General features: G+C 73.2%; 18 protein-coding genes and 1 pseudogene. 13 read left to right on the forward strand and 6 right to left on the reverse strand.

The window, feature by feature from the left end; all coding sequences use genetic code 11:
* Window positions 1-135 precede the first annotated feature (135 nt).
* Window positions 136-2577: a hypothetical protein gene (locus AMETH_RS18990; RefSeq protein ID WP_017982714.1), complete on the forward strand. Its 2442-nt coding sequence runs from the start codon at window positions 136-138 to the stop codon at window positions 2575-2577.
* 29 nt (window positions 2578-2606) lie between these two features.
* Complete coding sequence (argG, locus tag AMETH_RS18995) at window positions 2607-4064, forward strand: argininosuccinate synthase (RefSeq protein ID WP_017982715.1); 1458 nt, start codon at window positions 2607-2609, stop codon at window positions 4062-4064.
* 57 nt (window positions 4065-4121) lie between these two features.
* Here the strand turns inward: argG and AMETH_RS19000 are convergent, their stop codons facing one another.
* Window positions 4122-4307 carry a hypothetical protein gene (locus AMETH_RS19000; RefSeq protein WP_017982716.1) on the reverse strand — a complete coding sequence of 62 codons (186 nt, stop codon included), beginning with the start codon at window positions 4305-4307 and terminating at the stop codon, window positions 4122-4124.
* Between the two features lie 198 nt (window positions 4308-4505).
* Here AMETH_RS19000 and AMETH_RS19005 point away from each other — a divergent pair, with 198 nt between their 5' ends.
* The 4 genes from AMETH_RS19005 to AMETH_RS19020 all read left to right on the forward strand — a co-directional run bounded on the left by AMETH_RS19005 (window position 4506) and on the right by AMETH_RS19020 (window position 8351).
* The gene (locus AMETH_RS19005; RefSeq protein ID WP_223842859.1) at window positions 4506-5105 is read left to right on the forward strand and encodes a TetR/AcrR family transcriptional regulator; all 600 of its coding nucleotides are present in this window, start codon (window positions 4506-4508) and stop codon (window positions 5103-5105) included.
* Window positions 5102-6697 (forward strand): MDR family MFS transporter, encoded by a 1596-nt coding sequence (locus AMETH_RS19010; protein WP_017982718.1) that lies wholly within the window; start codon window positions 5102-5104, stop codon window positions 6695-6697. Before AMETH_RS19005 ends, AMETH_RS19010 begins: the two co-directional genes overlap by 4 nt.
* Before the next feature lie 176 nt (window positions 6698-6873).
* Window positions 6874-7818 (forward strand): GH12 family glycosyl hydrolase domain-containing protein, encoded by a 945-nt coding sequence (locus AMETH_RS19015; protein WP_223842860.1) that lies wholly within the window; start codon window positions 6874-6876, stop codon window positions 7816-7818.
* A gap of 290 nt (window positions 7819-8108) precedes the next feature.
* The gene (locus AMETH_RS19020; RefSeq protein WP_017982721.1) at window positions 8109-8351 is read left to right on the forward strand and encodes a hypothetical protein; all 243 of its coding nucleotides are present in this window, start codon (window positions 8109-8111) and stop codon (window positions 8349-8351) included.
* Here AMETH_RS19020 and AMETH_RS19025 read toward each other — a convergent pair.
* Window positions 8344-9042, reverse strand: a complete 699-nt coding sequence (locus tag AMETH_RS19025; protein WP_051079415.1) for a GntR family transcriptional regulator — start codon at window positions 9040-9042, stop codon at window positions 8344-8346. The genes AMETH_RS19020 and AMETH_RS19025 overlap by 8 nt on opposite strands.
* Before the next feature lie 107 nt (window positions 9043-9149).
* Between AMETH_RS19025 and AMETH_RS38055 the strand changes: the two genes are divergently transcribed.
* From AMETH_RS38055 to AMETH_RS19050, 5 genes are read left to right on the forward strand one after another with little or no spacing between them, the layout of a single operon-like run.
* Window positions 9150-9527 (forward strand): MDR/zinc-dependent alcohol dehydrogenase-like family protein, encoded by a 378-nt coding sequence (locus AMETH_RS38055; RefSeq protein WP_156131691.1) that lies wholly within the window; start codon window positions 9150-9152, stop codon window positions 9525-9527.
* Entirely contained in the window at window positions 9524-10720 is a 1197-nt protein-coding gene (locus AMETH_RS19035) for a CoA transferase (protein ID WP_017982724.1), read from the forward strand. The genes AMETH_RS38055 and AMETH_RS19035 overlap by 4 nt, the downstream gene beginning before the upstream one ends.
* Before the next feature lie 38 nt (window positions 10721-10758).
* A complete protein-coding gene (locus tag AMETH_RS19040; RefSeq protein ID WP_017982725.1) occupies window positions 10759-11910 on the forward strand; it encodes an acyl-CoA dehydrogenase family protein in 1152 nt (383 codons plus the stop codon).
* 4 nt (window positions 11911-11914) lie between these two features.
* Window positions 11915-12730, forward strand: coding sequence for an HTD2 family dehydratase (locus AMETH_RS19045; RefSeq protein ID WP_017982726.1), 816 nt, complete (start codon window positions 11915-11917; stop codon window positions 12728-12730).
* Entirely contained in the window at window positions 12727-13512 is a 786-nt protein-coding gene (locus AMETH_RS19050) for an HpcH/HpaI aldolase/citrate lyase family protein (RefSeq protein ID WP_017982727.1), read from the forward strand. The genes AMETH_RS19045 and AMETH_RS19050 overlap by 4 nt, the downstream gene beginning before the upstream one ends.
* A gap of 53 nt (window positions 13513-13565) precedes the next feature.
* On the opposite strand, the pseudogene AMETH_RS19055 reads toward AMETH_RS19050, so the two are convergent.
* Window positions 13566-14671 (reverse strand): annotated as a pseudogene (locus tag AMETH_RS19055) (epoxide hydrolase family protein).
* Between the two features lie 62 nt (window positions 14672-14733).
* Between AMETH_RS19055 and AMETH_RS38750 the strand changes: the two are divergent.
* Window positions 14734-15744 (forward strand): helix-turn-helix transcriptional regulator, encoded by a 1011-nt coding sequence (locus AMETH_RS38750; RefSeq protein WP_017982728.1) that lies wholly within the window; start codon window positions 14734-14736, stop codon window positions 15742-15744.
* Here the strand turns inward: AMETH_RS38750 and AMETH_RS19065 are convergent.
* From AMETH_RS19065 to AMETH_RS40390, 3 genes are all read right to left on the reverse strand, one after another.
* The gene (locus AMETH_RS19065) at window positions 15683-20056 is read right to left on the reverse strand and encodes a caspase, EACC1-associated type (protein WP_017982729.1); all 4374 of its coding nucleotides are present in this window, start codon (window positions 20054-20056) and stop codon (window positions 15683-15685) included. The genes AMETH_RS38750 and AMETH_RS19065 overlap by 62 nt on opposite strands.
* Window positions 20053-20421 (reverse strand): effector-associated constant component EACC1, encoded by a 369-nt coding sequence (locus tag AMETH_RS19070; RefSeq protein WP_017982730.1) that lies wholly within the window; start codon window positions 20419-20421, stop codon window positions 20053-20055. The genes AMETH_RS19065 and AMETH_RS19070 overlap by 4 nt, the downstream gene beginning before the upstream one ends.
* Before the next feature lie 122 nt (window positions 20422-20543).
* Complete coding sequence (locus AMETH_RS40390) at window positions 20544-20897, reverse strand: hypothetical protein (protein WP_223843291.1); 354 nt, start codon at window positions 20895-20897, stop codon at window positions 20544-20546.
* A gap of 13 nt (window positions 20898-20910) precedes the next feature.
* Between AMETH_RS40390 and AMETH_RS40395 the strand changes: the two genes are divergently transcribed.
* Window positions 20911-21480 carry an extracellular catalytic domain type 1 short-chain-length polyhydroxyalkanoate depolymerase gene (locus tag AMETH_RS40395; protein WP_051962083.1) on the forward strand — a complete coding sequence of 190 codons (570 nt, stop codon included), beginning with the start codon at window positions 20911-20913 and terminating at the stop codon, window positions 21478-21480.
* The last annotated feature ends 3 nt before the right edge of the window (window positions 21481-21483 follow it).

The raw sequence follows: 21483 nt of genomic DNA on the forward strand, positions 1-21483 counted from the left end.
CGCCGCTCCGGAGTACGGCGAGGAAGCCGCCGCGCTGCTCCAGCGCCTGGCCGCGCACCCGCTGGCACCGGGTACGAGCGGACCGCGGCGCTCGCGTGGCTGGCCGCGGCCGGGGAACCACACCGGGCCGCCGCGGTGGACGACCTGCGCGACGTCCTCGCAGACACGGCGGCCGATCCGCGCCTGCGCCTCGAGGCGGCCACCCAGCTGGCCCGCCTCGGGCCGGAATTCCACCCGGAGATCGTCGAGCAGCTGGGCGAGATCGCGCACCGCCGCAGGGACCCGGACCTGCGGTACGACGCGTGGCGGCTGTTGCGGCGTCTCGACGGTCCGGCCGGCGAGCGCGCTGCCGCGGAGTTGCTCCACCTGCTGGGTCCGGACGAGGCCGCGACGTGGGTGGCGTGGCGGGACTTCCCGATGCCCCAGGTCACCGACACCGAGGACAACGAGGCGCTGGCCCGCGCGGTGATCCGGGTGCTCCGGGACCCGGCACGGCGCGGCGACGCCAGGCGGTCCGCCGCCACCACCCTGGTGACACTGGGCCGCCCGTACCACCGCGACGCACTCGACGGGGTGATCGCCCTCCTGCGGTCGCGCACCGTGCCGGACGCGGAACTCCCGTGGCTGGCGCGGAGCCTGACGGGCTTGGGGCACGCGCCGCGCGGCGAGGCCGCCGAGGCGTTCCGCGAGTTGCTGCGCGGGCGGGCCGTCACCGCGGGAATCGTGTGCGGCGTGGCCGGGGCTCTGGACCACCTCGGTCACCGCGGCGATCCCGAGGTGGTCGCGGCGCTGGAGCGCATCGCCGTCGACGAGACGGCGGACGGGGACTCCCGCGGCGAAGCGGCGGTCGCACTGGCCAGGGCGGCGCCGGACCGGACCGGCGCGGCCGCCGCCGTGGTCCTGTCGAGCCGGCGTGGATCGGACTACCGCTGGGAGACCCGGCTTCGTGCCCTCGCCGCGCTCGGCACCGACCTGGTGCCGGGGTTGCGGGACGTGACGGCCGCGAGCGCGACGAAACGCCTCCGGCGCGAGATCGCCGCCGCGCTGCTCGCCGAGCTGGATCCGGGCAGGCGGGAGGCGGCGATCGGCTTCGTCCGCCGGGTCCTCGAAGACGAGCGGCAGTCCATCACCGACCGGTGCGAGGCCGCGAAGAACCTGGCTCAGCTCGACGACTCACTGGCCGGGCGCTCGCTCACCGTCCTGCGGCGGCTGGCCGGCGACCAGGAACGCGCCGCGCACGAACACGAGCTCGCGGCGTACTGGTGGGACGGGCTCAGCCAGGACCGCACGGACGGACTGCGGCAGGCCAACCTCCTGCGGGCCCGGGACCCCGCGGCCACCGTGTGGTTCCAGGCACGGCTCGCGCAGCGCTACCGCGGCCGGGAGGCACGGGAGACCCGGCTCGCGCTTCTCGACGACCCGGCGGTCGCACCCGGGGACCGGTTCGCCGGCCTCACCACCTGGGACGACCCGGACCTCGTCGCGGCGGCGGAGTCGGCGCTGGAGGACCTCCTCATCGCGCCGGAGGCTCTGCCCGCGGACAGCGCCGAGGCCGCGGTCACGCTCGCCGGCCTCTCACCCGGGCACCTGCCACGAGCCGTGGGCGAGCTCGCGGGGTTCTCCCAGGAGCGGTTCGGACGCCTCGCGTGGGACAAGCTCGCGGAACTGGACCCGGACTGGCGGCGCCGCCGGATCGCCGAGGCGCACGCCGTGCTCGCCGACGAGTCCCGGCCATGGCGTGACCATGCCGAGGCCTCCGAAGTGCTGGTGGACCTGGTCTCCCCCGAGGCGGTGGCCGGCTACCTGCGCGGCGTCCTGGATGACCCGGTGGTGGGCGACCTCGACCGGGTCGAGATCCGCCTCCTCCTGCGCGACCTGGACGGCCTCGGCGCGCTGCGCCGGATCCGCGACGACGACCGGGCGCCGGCGGCGACCCGGTGGACCGCGGCGAACCGGCTGGCCGGGTTCACGGTCGCCGACCGCGCGGCCGGGGTGCGGACCCTGCACGCCCTCGCCACGGATCGCGCGTGCCGCCCCACGTTGCGGTGGCGCGCCGGACGCGACCTGATGTCGTTCGGCGGCCGCGGTCGTGAGCTGGGAGCGCCCGCGCTGCACGAGATGGTGACCGACGAGGCGTTGCCGCAGCTCGTCCGCGCCGACGCCGCCCGCACGCTCGCCGGCCACCGGCCCGACCTGCGCGCGGAGATGCTGGGGTTCCTGCAGCGGCTCCGCCACACCGGCAAGCCACTGGCCCGCGTCCAGGTGTGCGAGGCGATCGGGCACTTCGACAGTCTCGACGGCGCGCGCGGGCTGCGCACCCTCGCGGCGGATCGATCGCTGGGCCCGCGGGTGCGGCTCCGCGGGGCCGCGGCGATGGCGAACCTCCGAGCCGATCACCGGGAACAGGCCGCGCTGGTGGCCCGCGAAGTGGCGCACGACGAGGCGGCGCCGCGTCACGTCCGGGTCAAGGCCGCCCGCCTGCTCGCCCGCGTGAGCCGGCTGTGCCGCGCGGAGGCCAGGGACCTCCTCCGGCGCCTGACCCACGTGGCCGGGAACACCACGCACCCCTTTGCATGATCATGCATCGCCATGCATATACTGTTCCCGTGTCCAAGGTGCTCACCTCTCTGCCTGTCGGTGAACGTGTCGGGATCGCCTTCTCCGGTGGCCTCGACACTTCGGTAGCGGTCGCGTGGATGCGCGAGAAGGGTGCGGTCCCCTGCGCCTACACCGCTGACATCGGGCAGTACGACGAGCCCGACATCGCCTCCGTGCCGGGCCGCGCCAAGACCTACGGCGCGGAGATCGCGCGGCTCGTCGACTGCCGCGAGGCGCTCGTCGAGGAAGGGCTGGCCGCCCTGGCCTGCGGCGCCTTCCACATCCGCTCCGGCGGCCGCGTCTACTTCAACACCACCCCGCTGGGCCGCGCGGTCACCGGCACGCTGCTGGTGCGCGCGATGCTGGAGGACGACGTCCAGATCTGGGGCGACGGCTCCACCTTCAAGGGCAACGACATCGAGCGCTTCTACCGGTACGGTCTGCTCGCCAACCCGGCCCTGCGCATCTACAAGCCGTGGCTGGACGCCGACTTCGTCACCGAGCTGGGCGGCCGCACGGAGATGTCGGAGTGGCTGACGGCCCGGAACCTGCCCTACCGCGCCAGCACCGAGAAGGCCTACTCGACCGACGCGAACATCTGGGGCGCGACCCACGAGGCGAAGGCACTGGAGCACCTGGACGCCGGAATCGAGCTGGTCGAGCCGATCATGGGTGTCCGGTTCTGGGACCCCGAGGTCGAGATCCCCGCCGAGGACGTCACGATCGCCTTCGAACAGGGCCGCCCGGTGCGCATCAACGGCAAGGAGTTCGCCACCTCCGTCGACCTGGTGCTCGAGGCCAACGCGATCGGCGGGCGGCACGGACTCGGCATGTCCGACCAGATCGAGAACCGGATCATCGAGGCCAAGAGCCGCGGCATCTACGAGGCCCCGGGCATGGCGCTGCTGCACGCCGCCTATGAGCGCCTGCTCAACGCGATCCACAACGAGGACACGATCGCCAGCTACCACAACGAGGGCCGCCGCCTCGGCCGGCTCATGTACGAGGGCCGCTGGCTCGACCCGCAGTCGCTCATGCTGCGCGAGTCGCTGCAGCGGTGGGTCGGCACGGCGGTCACCGGCGAGGTCACGCTGCGGCTGCGGCGCGGCGAGGACTACTCGATCCTCGACACCACCGGCCCGTCGTTCAGCTACCACCCGGACAAGCTGTCGATGGAGCGCACCGAGGACGCGGCGTTCGGCCCGGTCGACCGCATCGGCCAGCTGACCATGCGCAACCTGGACATCGCCGACTCGCGCTCGCGGCTGGAGCAGTACGCGGGCCTCGGACTGGTCGGCACCGGCGGCACCCAGCAGCCGAAGCTCGTGGGGGCCGCCCAGGCGGCCTCGACGGGCTTGATCGGCGCCATGACCGAGGGCGGCGCCGAGGTGATCGCCTCCCGCGGCGGCGCCGCGGAGGATGTCGAGCTGCTCGACCACGCCGCGCTGGAAGCCGGCAACGACTGACGCTCCTGGAACGACGGGGCTCGCGCACTCCGCGCGGGCCCCGTCTTCCGTTTTCCGTCAGGCGGACTTCGCCGCGTCGACGATCAGGTCCGCCACCGCCGCCGGGATGTTCTTGTCCGCCAGCGGGATCAGGAACCACGACGGGATGTCGTGCCACGCCGCGTGCGTCGCCTCCTCCGACAGGGCCACATCGCGCACCGGGCGCTGCGTCGCCGCCATGAGCGTGGCTTCGGCCGCCGGCATCGTCTGCGGCTCTCGATCCCGGACTGCACCCGCCGCAGGTCCTCGGCGTCGCCCGCGAGGCGGCGCAACGGGTTCGCCACCGCCACGACCCAGCGCCCCTGCTCCCGCAGCCGGGCGATGACCCCGTTCCAGCCGGCCGACTCGGTAGCAGAACGCGCTGGCGAACGACGGGGCAGGCGTGGAAGAATGCACTTTGAGATGAATAGTGCAACCACCCGGCGGATGGCCGCCACCGCCGCCCGAATCACCACGGTGGCGCGGCAGCTCACCGCCGAGCGGGGGCTGACCGGCTTCACCGTCGAGGAGGTGTGCGAGCGGGCCGGCATCTCGCGCCGCACCTTCTTCAACTACTTCGCCACCAAGGACGACGCCGTCCTCGGCCGGTCCGCGCACCGGGACGACCACGACCTGGTCGAGGGGTTCCTCGCCGCGGGCGGCGACCTGGTCGACGACCTCGTGCGGCTCACCGCGGGCCGGTGGGTCCGCGCCGACATCACGGTCGAGAAGTGCCGCGAGGTGCAGGCCGCCGTCGAGCGGGAACCCCGCCTGCTCGCAAGGTTCTTCGAGCAGCTGCTGCGCGACGAACAGTCCGATGTGGAGCTGGTCGAGCGCCGCGAGGGACTGCCCGCGGGCGACCTGCGCGCCGCCGCCGCGGTGCAGATCGTCGGCGCCCTCGCCGGGGCCTCGGTGCGCGAGTTCCTCCGCGAGGGCAACACGACCAGCTTCGGCGACCTCCTCACGCGCCGGCTCGCCGCCGCGCGCGCCCTGCTGTCCCCCGACACCGAACGGACGCCATGACGACCACCGCGCCCGCTCCGCTGCTGCTGACCCAGCGGCGGATCTGGATCATCTTCAGCGCCCTCATCGCGGGCATGCTGCTGTCCAGCCTCGACCAGACGATCGTGGCGACCGCGATGCCGACCATCGTCGGCGACCTCGGCGGCGTCGAGCACCAGGTGTGGATCACCACCGCCTACCTGCTCGCGACCACGATCGTCATGCCGATCTACGGCAAGTTCGGCGACGTCCTCGGCCGCAGGCGGCTGTTCCTCGTCGCGATCGCGTTGTTCACCCTCGCGTCCGTGGGGTGCGCCTTCGCCACCGACTTCTGGGTGTTCGTGGTGTTCCGCGCGCTGCAGGGCTTCGGCGGCGGCGGGCTGATGATCCTGTCCCAGGCCATCATCGCCGACATCGTGCCCGCCAACGAGCGCGGCAAGTACCTCGGCCCGCTCGGCGGCATCTTCGGGCTGTCGGCCGTCGGCGGCCCGCTGCTCGGCGGGTTCTTCGTCGACCACCTCACCTGGCAGTGGGCGTTCTACATCAACATCCCGGTCGGCGTCGCGGCGTTCGTCATCGCGCTGGTCGCGCTGACGCTGCCGAGCAAGAAGGCGACCCAGCCGATCGACCTGGCCGGTGTGGTGTCGCTGTCACTGGCCACCACCTGCCTGATCTTCTTCACCGACTTCGGGGGAGACAAGGACCACGGCTGGGCCGCGATGGAGACCTGGGCGTGGGGCCTCGGCCTGCTCGTGTCGGCGGTGGCCTTCGTCGTGGCCGAGAAGCGTGCCGCGGACCCGATCATCCCGCTGAGCCTGTTCCGCAACGGGATCTTCGTCAACGCCACCGCGATCGGGCTCGCGCTCGGCCTCGGCATGTTCGCCGCGATCGGGTTCGTGCCGACGTTCCTGCAGATGTCCTCGGGCACCTCGGCGGCCGCCTCCGGCCTGCTGCTCCTGCCGATGATGGTCGGCCTCATCGGCACCTCGATCGTGTCCGGGTCGGCGATCACGAAGACCGGGCGGTACCGGATCTACCCGATCCTCGGCACGGTGATCACGGCCGTGGCGATGGTCCTGATGACCACACTCGCCGCGGACACGCCGATCTGGCTGATCTGCGTGTACCTGTTCGTGTTCGGCGCCGGGCTCGGGCTGATCATGCAGGTCGTCGTGCTGGTGGTGCAGAACGCCGTGCCCGCGGCGATGATCGGCACCGCGACGAGCACGAACAACTACTTCCGCGAGGTCGGCGCGGCGCTCGGCACGGCGGTGTTCGGCACCATCTTCACCACGCGGCTGACCGAGAACCTCAACGGCGTCTTCACCGCCGCCGGCGCGTCGGCGACGGACGCCTCGGCCGCCACCGCGACCCTCGACCCGGCCGCGTTGAACCAGCTACCGGAACCGGTGCGCGACGGCGTGGTCGCCGCCTACGCCGACGCGCTCGCCCCGGTGTTCTGGTACCTGCTGCCGTTCATCGGCATCGCGTTCGCGTTGTCGCTGGTGCTGAAGCAGATCCCGCTCTCCGACGTGGCCGGCCTCGTCGCCCGCGGCGAAGCCATCGGCGGCGAGGAGGCCGAACGCCTGGAGGCCGAGCAGCGCCGGGCCTGACACGTCACGTCGCGGTCCGGCACGGGCGGTTCCGGCTGGGCCGGCGCGCAGGCGGCCAGAACCCGAACGTGGCGCAGCAGACACTTTGCCGTGATGCGGATGTGATCTTCCCGTTATCTGTGCTAGCTTTCCGAACCGTTCGGCTGGGGGACCAACCGAAACAGGAAAGATCGCACATGAAACGCAAGTTGCCGGCGGTGCTGCTCGCCGCTCCCCTGGTCCTGCTGAGCGCCACGGCCTGCGACCCCGGGAGTTCCTGGGCCACGCAGGCCTCCCGCGGCGGACCTGCCCCGTCGTCCAGCGTGAGCTCCGCGCCGGGCACGACCAGCGCCGCGGCGAGCAGCACGACCAGGACCCCGCCCATCACGTCCAGCACATCCAGCACGTCCAGCAGCATGACGCCCCGAAGCACGCCCGCCACGAGCACGTCCGGCACCAGCACCTCCGCCGCGAGCACCCCCGTGCCGGACAAGACCTGCACCGATCCGGTGTTCACCACCAGCGACCCCGACGGCGGCTGGTCCGACGGCGGCTACTACGTGCACAACAACATGTGGAACCAGGACGAGGCGGGCCCGGAAACCCTGCACGCCTGCGCCCACGACAACTGGTACGTCGACTCCACCCAGCCCGACTCCACGTCGGTGAAGACCTACCCGAACGTCCACAAGGACATCAACAACCTCGACGGTGCCCCGTTGTCGAACTACTCCACCATCACCTCCACCTTCGCCGGCCGCGGTCCCGCCACCGGGATCTACGACGTCGCCTACGACATCTGGCTCAACGGCGTCGGTCAGCAGCCCGGGGTCACCGAACTGATGGTGTGGACGGAGAACCACAACCAGGTGCCCTCCGGGGAGAAGGTCGCCACCTACACCGCGGGCGGCGTGACCTACGACGTGTGGGCCAACGGCAGCGGCTACCTCGCCTTCGTCGCGCAGTCCACCCAGTACTCCGGCGCCATCGACATCAAGGCGATGATCGACTGGTCGGTCGGCCGCGGCTACATCCCGCCGAACCCGACCGTCAACCAGCTCGGCTACGGCATCGAGTTCTGCTCCACCGGCGGCGTGCCCGCCCGGTTCACCGTCTCCGACTTCTCGGTGACGATGAACTGATTCCGCTCGACGGTGGTCCCACCAACGCGGGGAGCACCGGATGAGTGCGGCAACCACGCACGCGCCGACCCGGGACGGTCTGAGCCGCGCGGCCTGGTGGCTGGGCGACGAGGCGGGCACGATCACCGCCCGCGAACGCGCCTACCCGGCCACCGGGCCCGCGGCGACGACCGCGCGGCGGCGCGGATGGCGATGTGGCCGGCCGCGGACCACCTCGACTTCCGCGGGGACGACGCGCTCGCCGCGGCGCGCTGGTTCGGGACGCCTGCCCCGAACTGGGTTTCCTGGTCGTGCTCGAGGCGGACATGGCGTTGCCGGCGCACTTCGACGCGGTGACCGGCGAGCGGCTCGCGCGGGAGGCCCTGCACCTCGCGCGGGCCATCGCGGGCACCGGCGTGGAAGCCGTCGCGCTCGCGATGCTCGGGTGCGCGCTCGTCGCCCCCGGCCGGGCGCTGTGCCCACGGTGCCGGCGGGCGCGAACGTCGGCGACTTCGCCGGCGCGGGTCGCGGTCGCGAGCAAGACCGTCAGCTGAGCACTTCGCGCCGGCGCAGGTGTTCGACGAGCTGCCCGCCCACGTGCTCGATGTGCGCCGCCATCGCCTTGCGGGCCCCCTCCGGGTCACGGGCCCGCAGAGCCTGGAAGATCGAGCTGTGGTCGTGGGCCGAGGCCGACGACCACCCCTCGATCGAGGCGTAGTACCCCAGCGGCACGTAGTTCACCGTGACGCCGAGCAGAACGGCCAGCCGCGCCGAGTCCGACGCCTTGTTGATCGTGCGGTGGATCTGGTAGTTCAGCGTCTCGACGCGGTCGAAGTCGCCGTCCCGCTCGGCCTGTTCCAGCTTGGCCTGGGTCTCCTCCAGCAGGTCCAGCTCCTCGTCCCGCAGCTCGGTGGCGGCACGCGCGGCGAGCTCGCCCGCGATGAAGGCTTGCACCCGGAAGAGGTCGCCGACATCCCGGGTGGTCAGCGGCACGACCCGGTAGCCGCGCCGCGGCTCCCAGCGCACCGACCCCTCACTACCCAGCAGCATCAGCGCCTCGCGCACCGGGGTGGGGCTGACGCCGAGCTCCTCGGCGAGCCGCTCGGTGCGGATGTACTCGCCGGCGCGGAACTGGCCGACCATGATGCCCTCGCGGATGTAGGCGGCGACCTTTTCGCTGAGCTGCTGCTTGTTCTCGAACGACGTGCGCCGCAAGCTGCTCCCGCGGCCGTGCCTTGCACTCATGACGCACCTCCGTGCCAGACATCCGAGGCCATCCTATATCCCATAGAAAAGTGTGTGATGTGGGTAACCGACGGCTGTCCTCTCGCCGATTATATAGAATAGAGTCTGTGCACTGCTTGCCGGAGCGGGCGAGCCGAGACCGCCCGAGGGGAGTCGCCGCGATCGACCGCAACACTTCCCGCGCGGCCGGGGCGCCCCGGTTCGTCCTCAGCCATCCCGAGCCGGCGAAGGACGTGCGGGCGCTGACCGGCGGCCGCGGCGCCGACGCCTTCGAAGGCGTCGGCGCGGCGGCCCTGATCCGGCTGGCATGGGCGGCGGCCCCACGCGACGGCTCGTGCACGGTCGGCGGCGGCCGCAGGCGCCAGGTCACCGGGGGCCGTCTCGACCTGGCCCCGCTGGTGACGCACCGAACCGGGCTGAAGACGTTCGAGCGCATGGCGGCCGGCCAGGGCGCGCAGTCGCGGATCGACCTGGACGCCCGGTGACCGTGCCGCTGGCGGGGCTGCGGGTGATCGAGCTGTCCAGCTACGTCGCCTCACCGCTGGGCGGCGTGACGCTCGCGCAGCTGGGCGCCGACGTCATCCGCGTCGACCCGCTCGGCGGCGGGGCCGACCGGCAGCGCTGGCCGCTCGCGCCGAACGGGGAAAGCCTTTACTGGGCGGGGCTCAACCAGGGCAAGCGGTCGGTGGCGGTGGACCTGCGCTCGGCCGAGGGCGCGGCGCTGGTCGCCGATCTGGTGGCGGCGAGCGGGCCGGACGGCGGCATCGTGCTGACCAACGCGCGGCCCCGGCCCGGCCTGTCCCCCGCCGACCTCCGGCGCCGCCGTCCGGACCTGATCCACGTCCAGCTGCACGGCACCCGCGACGGCGGCACCGCCGTCGACTACACCGTCAACGCCGCGTGCGGGTTCGCGGACCTGACCGGCCCCGAGGACCGGACCGGCCCGGTCAACCACGTGCTGCCCGCGTGGGACGTGGCCACCGGCCTGTACCTCGCGGTCGGGCTGCTGGCCGCGGAACGGCAACGTCGGCGCACGGGCGAGGGCGCCTGCCTGACCGTCGCGCTGGAGGACGTCGCACTCGCCACCGCGGGCAACCTCGGCTACCTCGCCGAGGCGCAGCTGCGCGACGATCCCCGCGGCCGCATCGGCAACCAGGTCTACGGCGACTTCGGCCGCGACTTCCGCACCGCCGACGGCGTCCGGATCATGGTCCTGGTGCTCACACCCCGGCACTGGCGGGACCTGCTCGCCGCGACCGGCACCGGGGCCGTCGTCGCGGCGCTGGAGGACGCGCTCGGCGCGGACTTCACCCGCGCCGCGGACCGCTACCGGCACCGGGACGTGCTCGCCGGGCTGTTCGGGGCCTGGATCGAGGCGCGCAAGTGCGACGAGGTGCAGTCCGTATTGCGGCCGACGTCGGTGTTGTGGTCGCGCTACCGCACGTTCGCCGAGCTGGCACGGGGCTCCACGCTGTCGCGGCACCCGCTGTTCGGGCCGCTCACGCAGCCCGGTGTCGGCGGCTACCTCGCGCCCGGCCCGCCGCTGGTGCTCGACGGCCGGCAGGCAGGGCCGTCGCCCGCGCCGGAGCTCGGCGCGCACACCGGCGAGGTGCTCGCCGAACTGCTGCCGTCGGCGCGAGTCGAGGAGCTGCGCGCTCGCGGGGTGATCGGCGGGTGAGCGATAGTGAGAACCACGCAACGCAGGAAGGACACCGGATGGACGGCCTGACCGAGGACGAGACGGCGATCGTCGCGGCGGTCGCCGAGTGGGTCGACCGCGAGGTGCGGCCGGTGGCGCGGGAGCTGGAACACGCGAACAGCTATCCGGAGAAGCTCATCGAGGCGATGAAGCAGATGGGCATCTTCGGGCTGGCGATCCCGGCACCGTGGGGCGAGGCGTCGGTGTCGGCGCAGTGCTACGCCGCGGTCACCGAGGAACTGGCGCGCGGCTGGATGAGCCTGGCCGGCGCGATGGGCGGGCACACGGTGGTCGCCAAGCTGCTGGTCGACTACGGCACGCGGGAGCAGCAGGACCGCTACCTGCCGCGGATGGCGACCGGCGAGCTGCGGGCCACGATGGCGCTGACCGAGCCCGGCGGCGGCTCGGACCTGCAGGCCCTGCGCACGACCGCGCGCCGCGACGGCCCGGAGTACGTGGTCAACGGGTCCAAGACCTGGATCACCAACGCCCGCCGCTCGGACCTGGTCGCGCTGCTGTGCAAGACCGACCCCGCGGCCGACCCGCCGCACCGGGGGATCAGCGTGCTGCTGGTGGAAAAGGGCGCCGGTTTCCACGTCTCCCGAGACCTGCCGAAGCTGGGCTACAAGGGTGTGGAGAGCTGCGAGCTGTCCTTCGACGACCTCCGCGTCCCGGCCGGTGCCGTGCTGGGCGGCGTCGAGGGGCAGGGGTTCGCGCAGATGATGCGCGGGCTGGAGATCGGGCGGATACAGGTCGCCTCCCGCGCCCTTGGCGTGGCCCGGGCCGCGCTGGAGGACTCGCTGCGGTATGCCCAGGAGCGGGAGTCGTTCGGGAAGCCGATTTGGCAGCACCAGTCGATCGGGAACTATCTGGCGGATATGGCGACGAAGTTGGAGGCGGCGCGGCAGCTGGTGTTGATGGCCGCCCGTCGCTACGACTCGGGGCAGCGGTGTGACATGGAGGCGGGGATGGCGAAGTTGTTCGCGTCGGAGACGGCGATGGAGGTGGCGTTGAACGCGGTGCGGATTCACGGTGGGTATGGGTATTCGACGGAGTTCGATGTGGAGCGGTATTTCCGGGACGCGCCGTTGATGATCGTGGGTGAGGGCACCAACGAGATCCAGCGTGGTGTGATCGCGCGGCAGTTGATCAGCCGGAACCGGATCTGACGCCATGGTGGGGATCGTGGAACGCACCGAAGTGGTGTCGCCGGAGCCGGCGCGGGCGCTGGGCGCGTTGCTGGACGTGCCGGTGCCCGATCTGTCGCGCGAGGGGCTGCCGTTGTTGTGGCACTGGCTGTATCTGCTTGAGCGGCCGGCGCAGACGGATCTGGGGCCGGATGGGCATCCGGTGCGTAACTGTGTGCCGGCGCCGCCGGGGCCGGGGCGGCGGCGGATGTGGGCCGGGGGCCAGGTCCGCACCCGCGGGGTGTTGCGGTGCGGGGAGCCGGCGACCCGGCGCACCCGGGTGGCCTCGGTGGCCGACAAGCAGGGCCGCACCGGGCCGTTGACCTTCGTGGCGGTGGAACACCTGATCTCCCAGGGCGGGCGGGTGGTGGTCGAGGAGCGGCAGGACATCGTCTACCGGCCCGCCACCGCCGGTGGGCTGACCGCGGCCGAGGGTTCCGAGGTGGTGCCGGCCGGGCCGGGTGAGTGGGCGATCGAGGTGACACCGACGTTGTTGTTCCGGTTCTCCGCGCTGACCTACAACGCGCACCGGATTCATTACGACCGCGACTACGCCCGGGACGTGGAGGGCTATCCGGGGTTGCTGACCCACGGGCCGCTGCAGGCGCTCGCGATGGCCGAAGCCGCCCGCGCCACCGGTGTCGGCGGTGAGGTGGAGTTCACCTACCGGCTGGTGGCGCCACTGTTCGACCACCAGGGCCTGATCACCCACGCCACCAAGGAACCCGACAGCGTAGCCACGAGTGTGCGGGACAGGCACGGGCGGCAGACCGCCACCGGCGTCCTGCGGAGTGCCGCATGATCGCCGGTGCGCGGAGTTTCCTGTTCGTGCCCGGCCACCGCCCCGACCGGTTCCCCAAAGCCGCCGCCTCCGGCGCCGACGTGATCGTGCTCGATTTGGAAGACGCCGTCGCTCCCGACCACAAGGCTACGGCGCGGGAACACGTCCGGGCGTGGCTGGCCGACGGTCATGAGGCGGTGGTGCGGATCAACGGCCCGGGCACGCCGTGGTACGACGACGACCTCGCCGCCATCAGCCGGCAGGCCACCGCGATCATGGTGCCCAAGGCCGAGGACCCCACGGCGCTGGAATCGATCGGCGCACCGGTCATCCCGCTGATCGAAACCGCCCTCGGCATCACCCGCGCCGTGGACGTGTGCGCCGCCGAGGGCGTGGTGCGGCCCGCGTTCGGCAGCATCGACCTCGCCACCCAACTCGGCGTCGACCACCACTCCCACACCGCCCTGCACCACGCCCGCTCCACCCTGGTACTCGCCGCCGCGGCCACCGGACGCGCCGCCCCGATCGACGGCGTCACCACCACCCTCCACAACACCGACATCCTCCAGGCCGACCTCGCGCACGCGATCGAGCTCGGCTTCACCGGCAAACTCTGCATCCACCCCCGCCAGATCGGCCCCGTGCACGAGGCCTGCACCCCCACCGCCGCGGAGGTCGAGTGGGCGGAGGGGGTGCTGGCCTCGGTGGGCGACGGGTCGGTGGGTGTCCACAACGGGCAGATGGTGGACCGGCCGGTCATCCTGCGCGCGCAAGCGATCCTCGCCCGCACCGGCGCGGGATAGGTCAATTCCGGGAAGCGCTTCCACGCACCGGCCGCGATCCTGCCCCGAACCACTCAAGCCAGCTTCATGAAGAACTCCCGCACATCCGCCACCAGCAGCTCCGGCTCCTCCATCGCGAGAAAATGCCGCCCCGCCCGGTTTCGGTCCACCGCACCACGTTGTGGTCCCGCTCGGCCCACGGGCGGATCGTCTTGTCGTGCCGGGACACCAGCACCGCGGTCGGCACCGTGCCCCGCGCCACCGGCTCCCACTCCCCCGCGGTGATCTCCTCGTAGTAGACCTGCGCGGCCGGGCCCGCCGTGCCGGTGAACCAGTACAGCGACACGTCGGTGAGGATGCGGTCCCGGTCGATGCTGTCCTCCGGCAGGCCCTCGGGCGGGTCGGTCAGCTCCTTGAACTTCTCCATGATCCACGCGAGCTGCCCGGCGGGCGAGTCGTGCAGGCCGTAGGTCACCGTCTGCGGGCGCTTCGAGTTGCACCGCAGGTAGCCGTCATTGAAGTCCTGCATCGCCGCCCACCGGGCCCGCTCGGCGTCGGTCAGGCCGTCGAACTCGCCCTCCTCGCCCGCTGGGAAGGTCAGCAGCGCGTTGACGTGGATCCCGGCGATCCGGTCCGGCGCCTGCCTGCCGATCGACGGCGCCACCCACGCCCCGAGGTCGTAACCCTGCACGCCGAACCGGTCGTACCCCAGGCGGGTCATCAGTTCCACGACCAGGCCGGCCATCTTCGACGGCCGCATACCGGGCCCGTTCAGCGGAATGGAGAAGCCGTACCCGGGCAGCGACGGCACGACGAGCTGGAACTCCCGCGACAGCGGTTCGATCACGTCGAGGAAGTCGGTCACGCCGCCCGGCCAGCCGTGCAGCAGCACCAGCGGGAGCGCGTCCGGGTCGGCCGCGCGGACGTGCAGGAAGTGCAGGTTCTGCCCGTCGATCGTGGTGGTGAACTGGGGGTGGCTGTTGATCTCCGCCTCCTGCTTGCGCCAGTCGAAGGAGGTGCGCCAGTAGCCGGCCAGTTCGCGCAGGTAGCCGACCGGCACGCCGCGGCTCCAGCCGACACCGGGCAGCTCGTCCGGCCACCGGGTGGCGGCGAGCCTGGCGTGCAGGTCGTCCAGCTGGGCCTGCGGGATGTCGACGCGGAAGGGGTGGATCTCGGTCATGGCGGCGACGGTAGGGACCGATTAGGCCGGATCCGGTCCTAACTGTCCGGCACACTGGCCGGGTGTCGAAGACCTCGGCGCGGCTGCTCGAATTGCTGTCCCTGCTGCAGACCCGGCGCGACTGGGCGGGCGCGGAACTCGCCGCGCGCCTCGGCGTCAGCACGCGCACGGTGCGCCGGGACGTGGACCGCTTGCGCGACCTGGGTTATCCGGTGCACGCGACGCGCGGCGCCGCCGGGTACCGGCTCGGCGCGGGCGCCGCGCTGCCGCCGCTGCTCCTCGACGACGAGGAAGCCGTGGCGGTGGCGGTCAGCCTGGGCACGGCGGCCGGTGGTTCGGTCGCGGGCATCGGGGAGACCGCGGTGCGGGCGCTCGCGAAGCTGGAGCAGGTGCTGCCGTCGCGGCTGCGGCACCGGGTGCGCACCCTCCAGCAGGCGACGGTGCGGGCCGGGCTCGCCCCCGGGCCGCAGGTGCCGGCCGGGACGCTGGTGGCGATCGCCGAGGCGTGCCGGCGTCACGAGCGGCTCCGGTTCGACTACGCCGACCACACCGGCGCCGCGTCCCGCCGCGAGGTCGAGCCGCACTCGCTGGTCAGCTGGGGACGGCGGTGGTACCTGGTCGCCTGGGACGTCGCCCGCGACGGCTGGCGGACCTTCCGCGTGGACCGCGTGACGCCGAAGTCCCCCGGCGGAGCCCGGTTCACGCCGCGGGAGCCGCCGTGCGGGGACGTGGCGGTGTACCTGGAGCGGCAGTTGTCGTCGCGGATGTGGCCCTGCCGGGCGACGGTCGTGCTGCACGAATCCGCGACCGCCGTGGCCGGCCGGGGCTGGCCGGGAACCGGCACGCTCGAACCGGTCGACGACACGAGCTGCCTGCTGCACGTCGGCGCCGACACCCTGCACGCGCTGGTGTGGATGATCACCTCGGTCGACGCGGCCTTCACACTCGCCGACGGCCCACCGGAACTCGCCGAAGCCCTGCGGCGGCAGGGCGAACGCTGCCTGAGGGCGGTCACGGGCACGTCTGCTGGTACGGCAGGTCCGGCACCTGCTGCCGCCACTCGTCCGGGTTGAGGCCCCGCCCGGCGCGCCGGCACGCCTGCTCCACCGCGTGCTCGCGGATGTCGACGACCTCCCCGGTGTCCCACAGGTACGCCCGGTTTTCGCCGTCGCCGGTGGCGAGGGTCCGACCGTCCGGGCTGAACGCCACCGTGATGATCATCGCCTGCTGGCTGCTGAGCCGGACCATCGACACCGGCCACGTCGGGTCGGTGACGTCCCAGACCCGGGTGGTCTGGTCCTCGCTGCCGGTGGCGAGCATCCGGCCGTCCGGGCTGAACGCGACGGACCGGACCCGGCCGGTGTGCCGCGCCAGCGGGGATCCCAGCACCCGTGGCGCGGCCGGATCGCGGACGTCCCACAGGATGACGGTGGTGTCCTCGCTCGCGGTGGCGAGGGTCCGGCCCGCCGGGTCGAGCGCCAGCGCGTACCAGCGGCCGGTGTGCGCGGTGAACTTCGACAGCTCGCGGGGCGCGGCCGGGGCCGACAGGTCCCAGAGCGAGCCCGTTCCGTCGTAGCTGCCGGTGGCCAGGACGCGTCCCTGGTCGCCGAACACCACGGCCGACACGAGCGCCCGGTGCGCCGGGACGACCGCGACCCTAGCCGGGTAGCCGGGGTCGGCGACGTCGTACAAGCTCACCGAACCGTTCCCCGTCCCCACCGCGAGCAGCCGCCCGCTCGGATCGAAGTCCACTGTGGACGCCGGCGCCATCGCTTCGGTGACGCGGGCCCGTTCCCGGGGGTTCGCCGGATCGCCGACGTCCCACAGGATCACCACGCCGTCCTCGCCTGCGCTGGCGAGCGTGCGGCTGTCCGGGGCGAAGGCGACCGCGTCGACCCAGTTCGTGTGGCCCGACACCCGGCGGATCCCGCGTGGCCGGTCGCGGTCGGTGACGTCCCACAGGCCCACGGTCCCGTCCCCGCTGCCGACCGCGGCGAGCCTGCCGTCCGGGCTGAACCGCACCGCGCGGACCGCGCCCTGCTGGACGCTGAGGTAGTGGTCGAGCGCGCCGATCCCGGCGTCGGCGTCCCGGCGCCACAGCAGCACGGTGTTCTCCGCGCTCGCCGCCGCGAGGATCTCGCCGTCCGGGCTGAGGGTGACCGCGTTGGTCCAGTTGGACTGCCCGCCGCCGAGCCTGCTCCGCGACGGGCCGGGCTTGGCGGGATCGGTGATGTCCCAGGCGGTCCAGGAGTGGTCGTAGCCTGCCGCCGCGACCCGCCGCGGCCCCTCGAACCGGATGGTCCGCACCGGGCTGACCTGGCCGGTCAGGTCGCCGAGCCGGCCGGGCCGGGCGGGATCGGCGACGTCCCACAGACCGATCGTCGCGGCGGCGCCGACGGCCAGCACGCGGCCGTCCGGGCTGAACGCCAGCGCCCCGGTCCCGCCGTCCTGGTCGGCGAGGCGGCCCGCCTCCCGGGGTGCCGCCGGGTTCCGCACGTCCCACAGGACCACGCCCGCGGCCTTCGGCTGCTCCGGGTTGTAGCCGCCCGCCGCCAGCACGCCGCCGTCCGGGCTGAACGCCATCGCGCCGATCTGGTCCGGGTAGCCGGTAAGCGTGGTCAGCAGGCGCGGCCGGGTGCGGTCCGCGACGTCCCACAGCCGCACCGCGCCGTCGGCGCTGCCGGTGGCGAACACCGTGCCGCCGGGGTCGAGCGCGGCCGCGGTGATGTAACCGCCGCCCGTCGCCACTTCCCCCACCCGCACCGGCGCGGCGGCGACGTCCCACACGCTGACGCGGCCGGTGAACTCACCGACGAACAACGTGCGGCCGTCCGGGCCGAACAGGAACCCGTTCGAGGGTGTGGTGTCGGTGATCTCGCCCAGCGGGCGGGCCGGATCGGCGGTGTCCCACAGGAAGATCCGGTTGTCCATGCCGCTGGTCGCGAGCCGCCGCCCGTCGCCGCTGAACACCACGGCCGACACCGGGGCGGTGTGCGCCTCCAGGGTTCCCGCGTAGGGGTCCAGCAGACTCGTGACCAGGCTTGCGGTGCTGTCGGCGGTGCTGTCGAGCCGGTCGGCGGCGATGCCGAGCATGAGCGCGAGCTGCGGCGCGGTGTCGCGGGCGCTCTCGGCCCGGTCGATCAGGGCGCGCGCGGTCGCCGTCCGCTGCTGGGCCCTGGCTTCGTTGCGGCCCTGCACCGCGAGCACGGCCGCGACCAGCGCGGCGACGAGGAGGACCACCAGCGCGCCGCTCACCACGGCGCGGACCTGCCGTCGTCGCCGGTCGGCGCGCACGCTCACGTCGAGGAACCGCGTGCTCAGCTCGTCCAGCTGTTCCGGGTGGTCGGCGGCCCAGTCGCGCGCCAGCTGCAGCTGGTTGCCCCGGTGGAGCGCGCTCGCGTCACGCCCGTCCCGGTCCCACAGCCGGGCGGATTCGGCGAGCCGCTGGTGGATGACGAGACCGGCCCGGTCGGTGTCGATCCACTCCCGCAGGCGCCGCCAGGCGCGCAGCAGGGCCTCGTGGGAGATCTGGGCGGTGTCGCCGTCGACGGTGACCAGCCGCGCGGCCGCGAACCGGTCGCGCACGGCCGCGGCCCCGGCGTCCAGTTCGGACAGCCGGACCCGCCGCCGGGTGTCCTCGGTGCCGTCGCCGACGCTCACCATCCGCAGCAGCATCAGCCGCGCGGCCCGCTGACCGTCCGCGTCGAGTCCGTTGTAGATGGTCTCGGCCTGGCGGGTGATGGCGTCCCACACGCCGCCGGTGGCCTGGTAGCCGGCGAGCGTGAGCGTCCGGCCCTGCCGCGCCCGCCAGGTGAGGAGCAGGGCGTAGGACAGCAGCGGCAGGGTGCCGGCGCCGAAGTCGCCGCCGGCCCGCACGTCGCGCAGCAGCAGGTCGGTCAGGCCAGGTTCGAGCTGGAGGCCCGCGGCTGTCGCGGGTTTTTCGATGGCGTCGCGCAGCTGGGCGGAGGTCATCGCCGGGACCGGCAGCTGGCGGTCCTTGAGCACCCCGGCCAGTTCGGGGTAGGCGAGGCAGTGGGCGTAGAAGTCCGCGCGCAGGCCGAGCACCACCAGTGCGGTCTCCTCGGCGGCCGCGGTGAGCGCGCGGACGAAGGCCCGCCGCCGGTCCTCGTCGGCGCACGTCGTGAACAGTTCCTCGAACTGGTCGACCACGAGCAGCAGCCGCCCGCCGGGCACGTCGCGTCCGCCGGCCTGGTGCCGCAGCGCGCGGCGCAGGACGTCGGCCAGCCGGGCCGGATCGGCGGTGAGGTCGGCGCGGATCGCCTCGGGGGTCAGGCCGGCCGGCGCGGCCAGCCGGGCGGCGAGGTTGCCGAGCGGGTCCTCGCCCGGGGAGAGCAGCATGTGCGGCCAGGTGCGCGAGCCGGGCACGCGCAGTTCGCCGCGCTCGACGGCGGGCAGCAGACCCGCGCGCAGCAGCGAGGACTTCCCCGCGCCGGACAGGCCGACCACGGCGACCGGGCCGGGTTCGGCGGACCACGCGGCCAGGTCGTCGAGCAGTTCCCGGGTGAGCTGTTCGCGCCCGAAGAAGAACCGGGTGTCGTCGGCGGTGAACGGGTCCAGTCCGCGATACGGGCAGGGCTGGTCGGCCTGCGGCTGCCCGTCGGTGCGCGGAACCGGGAGCCGTGGCGGCGCGGCGGCCGGGTTCGGGGCCAGGACGAGGTCGCCGGCCTGCCCGCTGAGGTGGCGGACCGGCGCCGGCACGTTCCGCGACGGCAGGACGCGCCGGAGGTGCCGGTAGGCGGCTTCCACGGTCAGGTCGGGCAGCCCGGCGGGATCGCCCTCCGCCAGCAGGGTCAGCAGCGCGCCGCTGAACGCGGTGTGCGGCTCGCCCTCCGGCGCCAGCGCCTGCTCGTCGGACGCCGCGGACGCGAGCACGTAGGCGCCGCCCAGCGAGGCCAGTTCGAACGCGTCGCTCGCCGACGTGCCGAACGAGCCGTGCGCGCGGCCCGCGAAGCAGCAATCGAGGACGACGACGATCGTGCGGGCCCGGCACAGGGTGAGGGCGTCCTCGACCGCCGAATACGGCAGGGCCTTGAACGCCAGGCCGGTGCTCAGGTCGTCGGTTTCGCGGGTGGCCAGGTGCAGTTTGTTGCCCGGGCTGACCAGGCCGTGGCCGACGTAGTAGAGGACGAACACGTCCTCGGCCTCGGCCGCCGCCTTGGTGAGGGCGTTGCCGAACTCGATGGGATCCGGGTCGAGGATCGGGTCCGGCAGGCTCTCCGGCCGCACTCCGCAGCGCTCCCGGAAAGCGGTTTCCAGCGCGGTGAGCGTGGCCCCGACCGCGGGGACCGGCGGGAGCCGGGAACCCTCGGCGTGCGTGCCCGTGCCGACGAGCAGGACCCGGGTTCCGGCCGAGCCCAGGTTCATGCGGCGGTCTCGTCCCCGCCGTCCAGCTCGGCCGACACCCGCCGGGTGAGTTCGGCGAGTTCGCCGGCGTCGACGCCCTTCACGTTGGTGGCGGACAGCTCGAAGTCGCTGTCCGGCTTGTTGACGGTGATCGTCACGTCCGACGTGCGGCGGCGGAGCCAGGCGATCACCACGGTCGCCGCGGCGGTCGCGACGCCACCCGGCCCGAGCGCGACCGCGAGGGTCTCCACGACGGAACCGAGCCGCCCCGGTTCCGGCGGCGACTCCACGAGCCGGACACGCCCGCGCAGCTCGTCCTGGCCCAGCAGCCACTCCCGCAGGGACCGCGCCTCGTCCCCGGCGCGTTCCGCCGTCACGGTGAGCATCACTTCCACGGCAACCCCCAGTCGTCGATCAAGCACCCATGGTGCTGATTCCGTGACCGGTTGTCCAGGAGATCACCGGAATCCGGGCGGGGGTCCACCAGGCGCCGCGGCCCCAGGGGCGATCAGTGCGGCCGGCTGAGGTCGCCTGCCCGGAACGTCTTCACCGTGCGGCTCACCGGCCCGTCGAGCGCGTCCTTGTTGCCCCGCGGGTAGACCCACCGCAGGGTGGCCGTCGAGCCGAAGCCGACGAAACCGCGCTCGTAGAAGATGCGGCCGTCGCCGCGGTAGCCGGAGATCGTGTACAGCTCGCCTTCGACGCACTGGACCGTCACCTGCCCGCCCTCGGCGCGGATGTCGCCCGCCGTTGTAGCCAGGACGTCGGCCGTGGAGCGGCCGGCGGGATTGTTGGCTCCCCACACCGTCATCGTCGCGCCGAGGGCGGGGTGGGCGCTGCACGGCTGCACCCAGAACGCCACCGGGACCGGCTGGATGAAGCTGGCCGACCAGTGGCGCGTCGCGGTGGTGTTCCCGCGGCAGAGCTCCGCCAACAACGCCAACAGCTGCTTCAACTGGTTCGAGCCGGCCGACACTCGCCGCGGCTCGGGTGAGGCGTTGTCGGTCAAGCAGATGGCCGACCGCACCAAGGCCGACCTGGGCTCGTCGTCGGCGTACGTCACCGGGTTGTCCGCCGGTGGGGCGATGACCGCGGTCCTGCTCGCCGCCTATCCGGACGTGTTCGCGGGCGGCGGGATCGTCGCCGGGCTGCCCTACGGCTGCGCGACCTCCACCGCCTTCAGCTGGATGAACCCGGGCACCGACCTGCCCCCCCCCCCCCCCGCCCAGTGGGGCGACAAGGTGGGCGCCGCCGCCGACCACTCCGGCGCCCACCCGCTGGTGTCGATCTGGCACGGCACCGCGGACACCACCGTCGCCCCGCGCAACGCCACCGGACTCGTCGAGCAGTGGACCGATGTCGCGGGCACCGACCAGACGCCGGACGTGACCGACACCGTCGCCGGACAGCGGCACCGGGTCTACGGCGGCAAGGTCGAGTACTAGGAG

This window comes from Amycolatopsis methanolica 239, assembly GCF_000739085.1.
Lineage (GTDB): Bacteria > Actinomycetota > Actinomycetes > Mycobacteriales > Pseudonocardiaceae > Amycolatopsis_E > Amycolatopsis_E methanolica.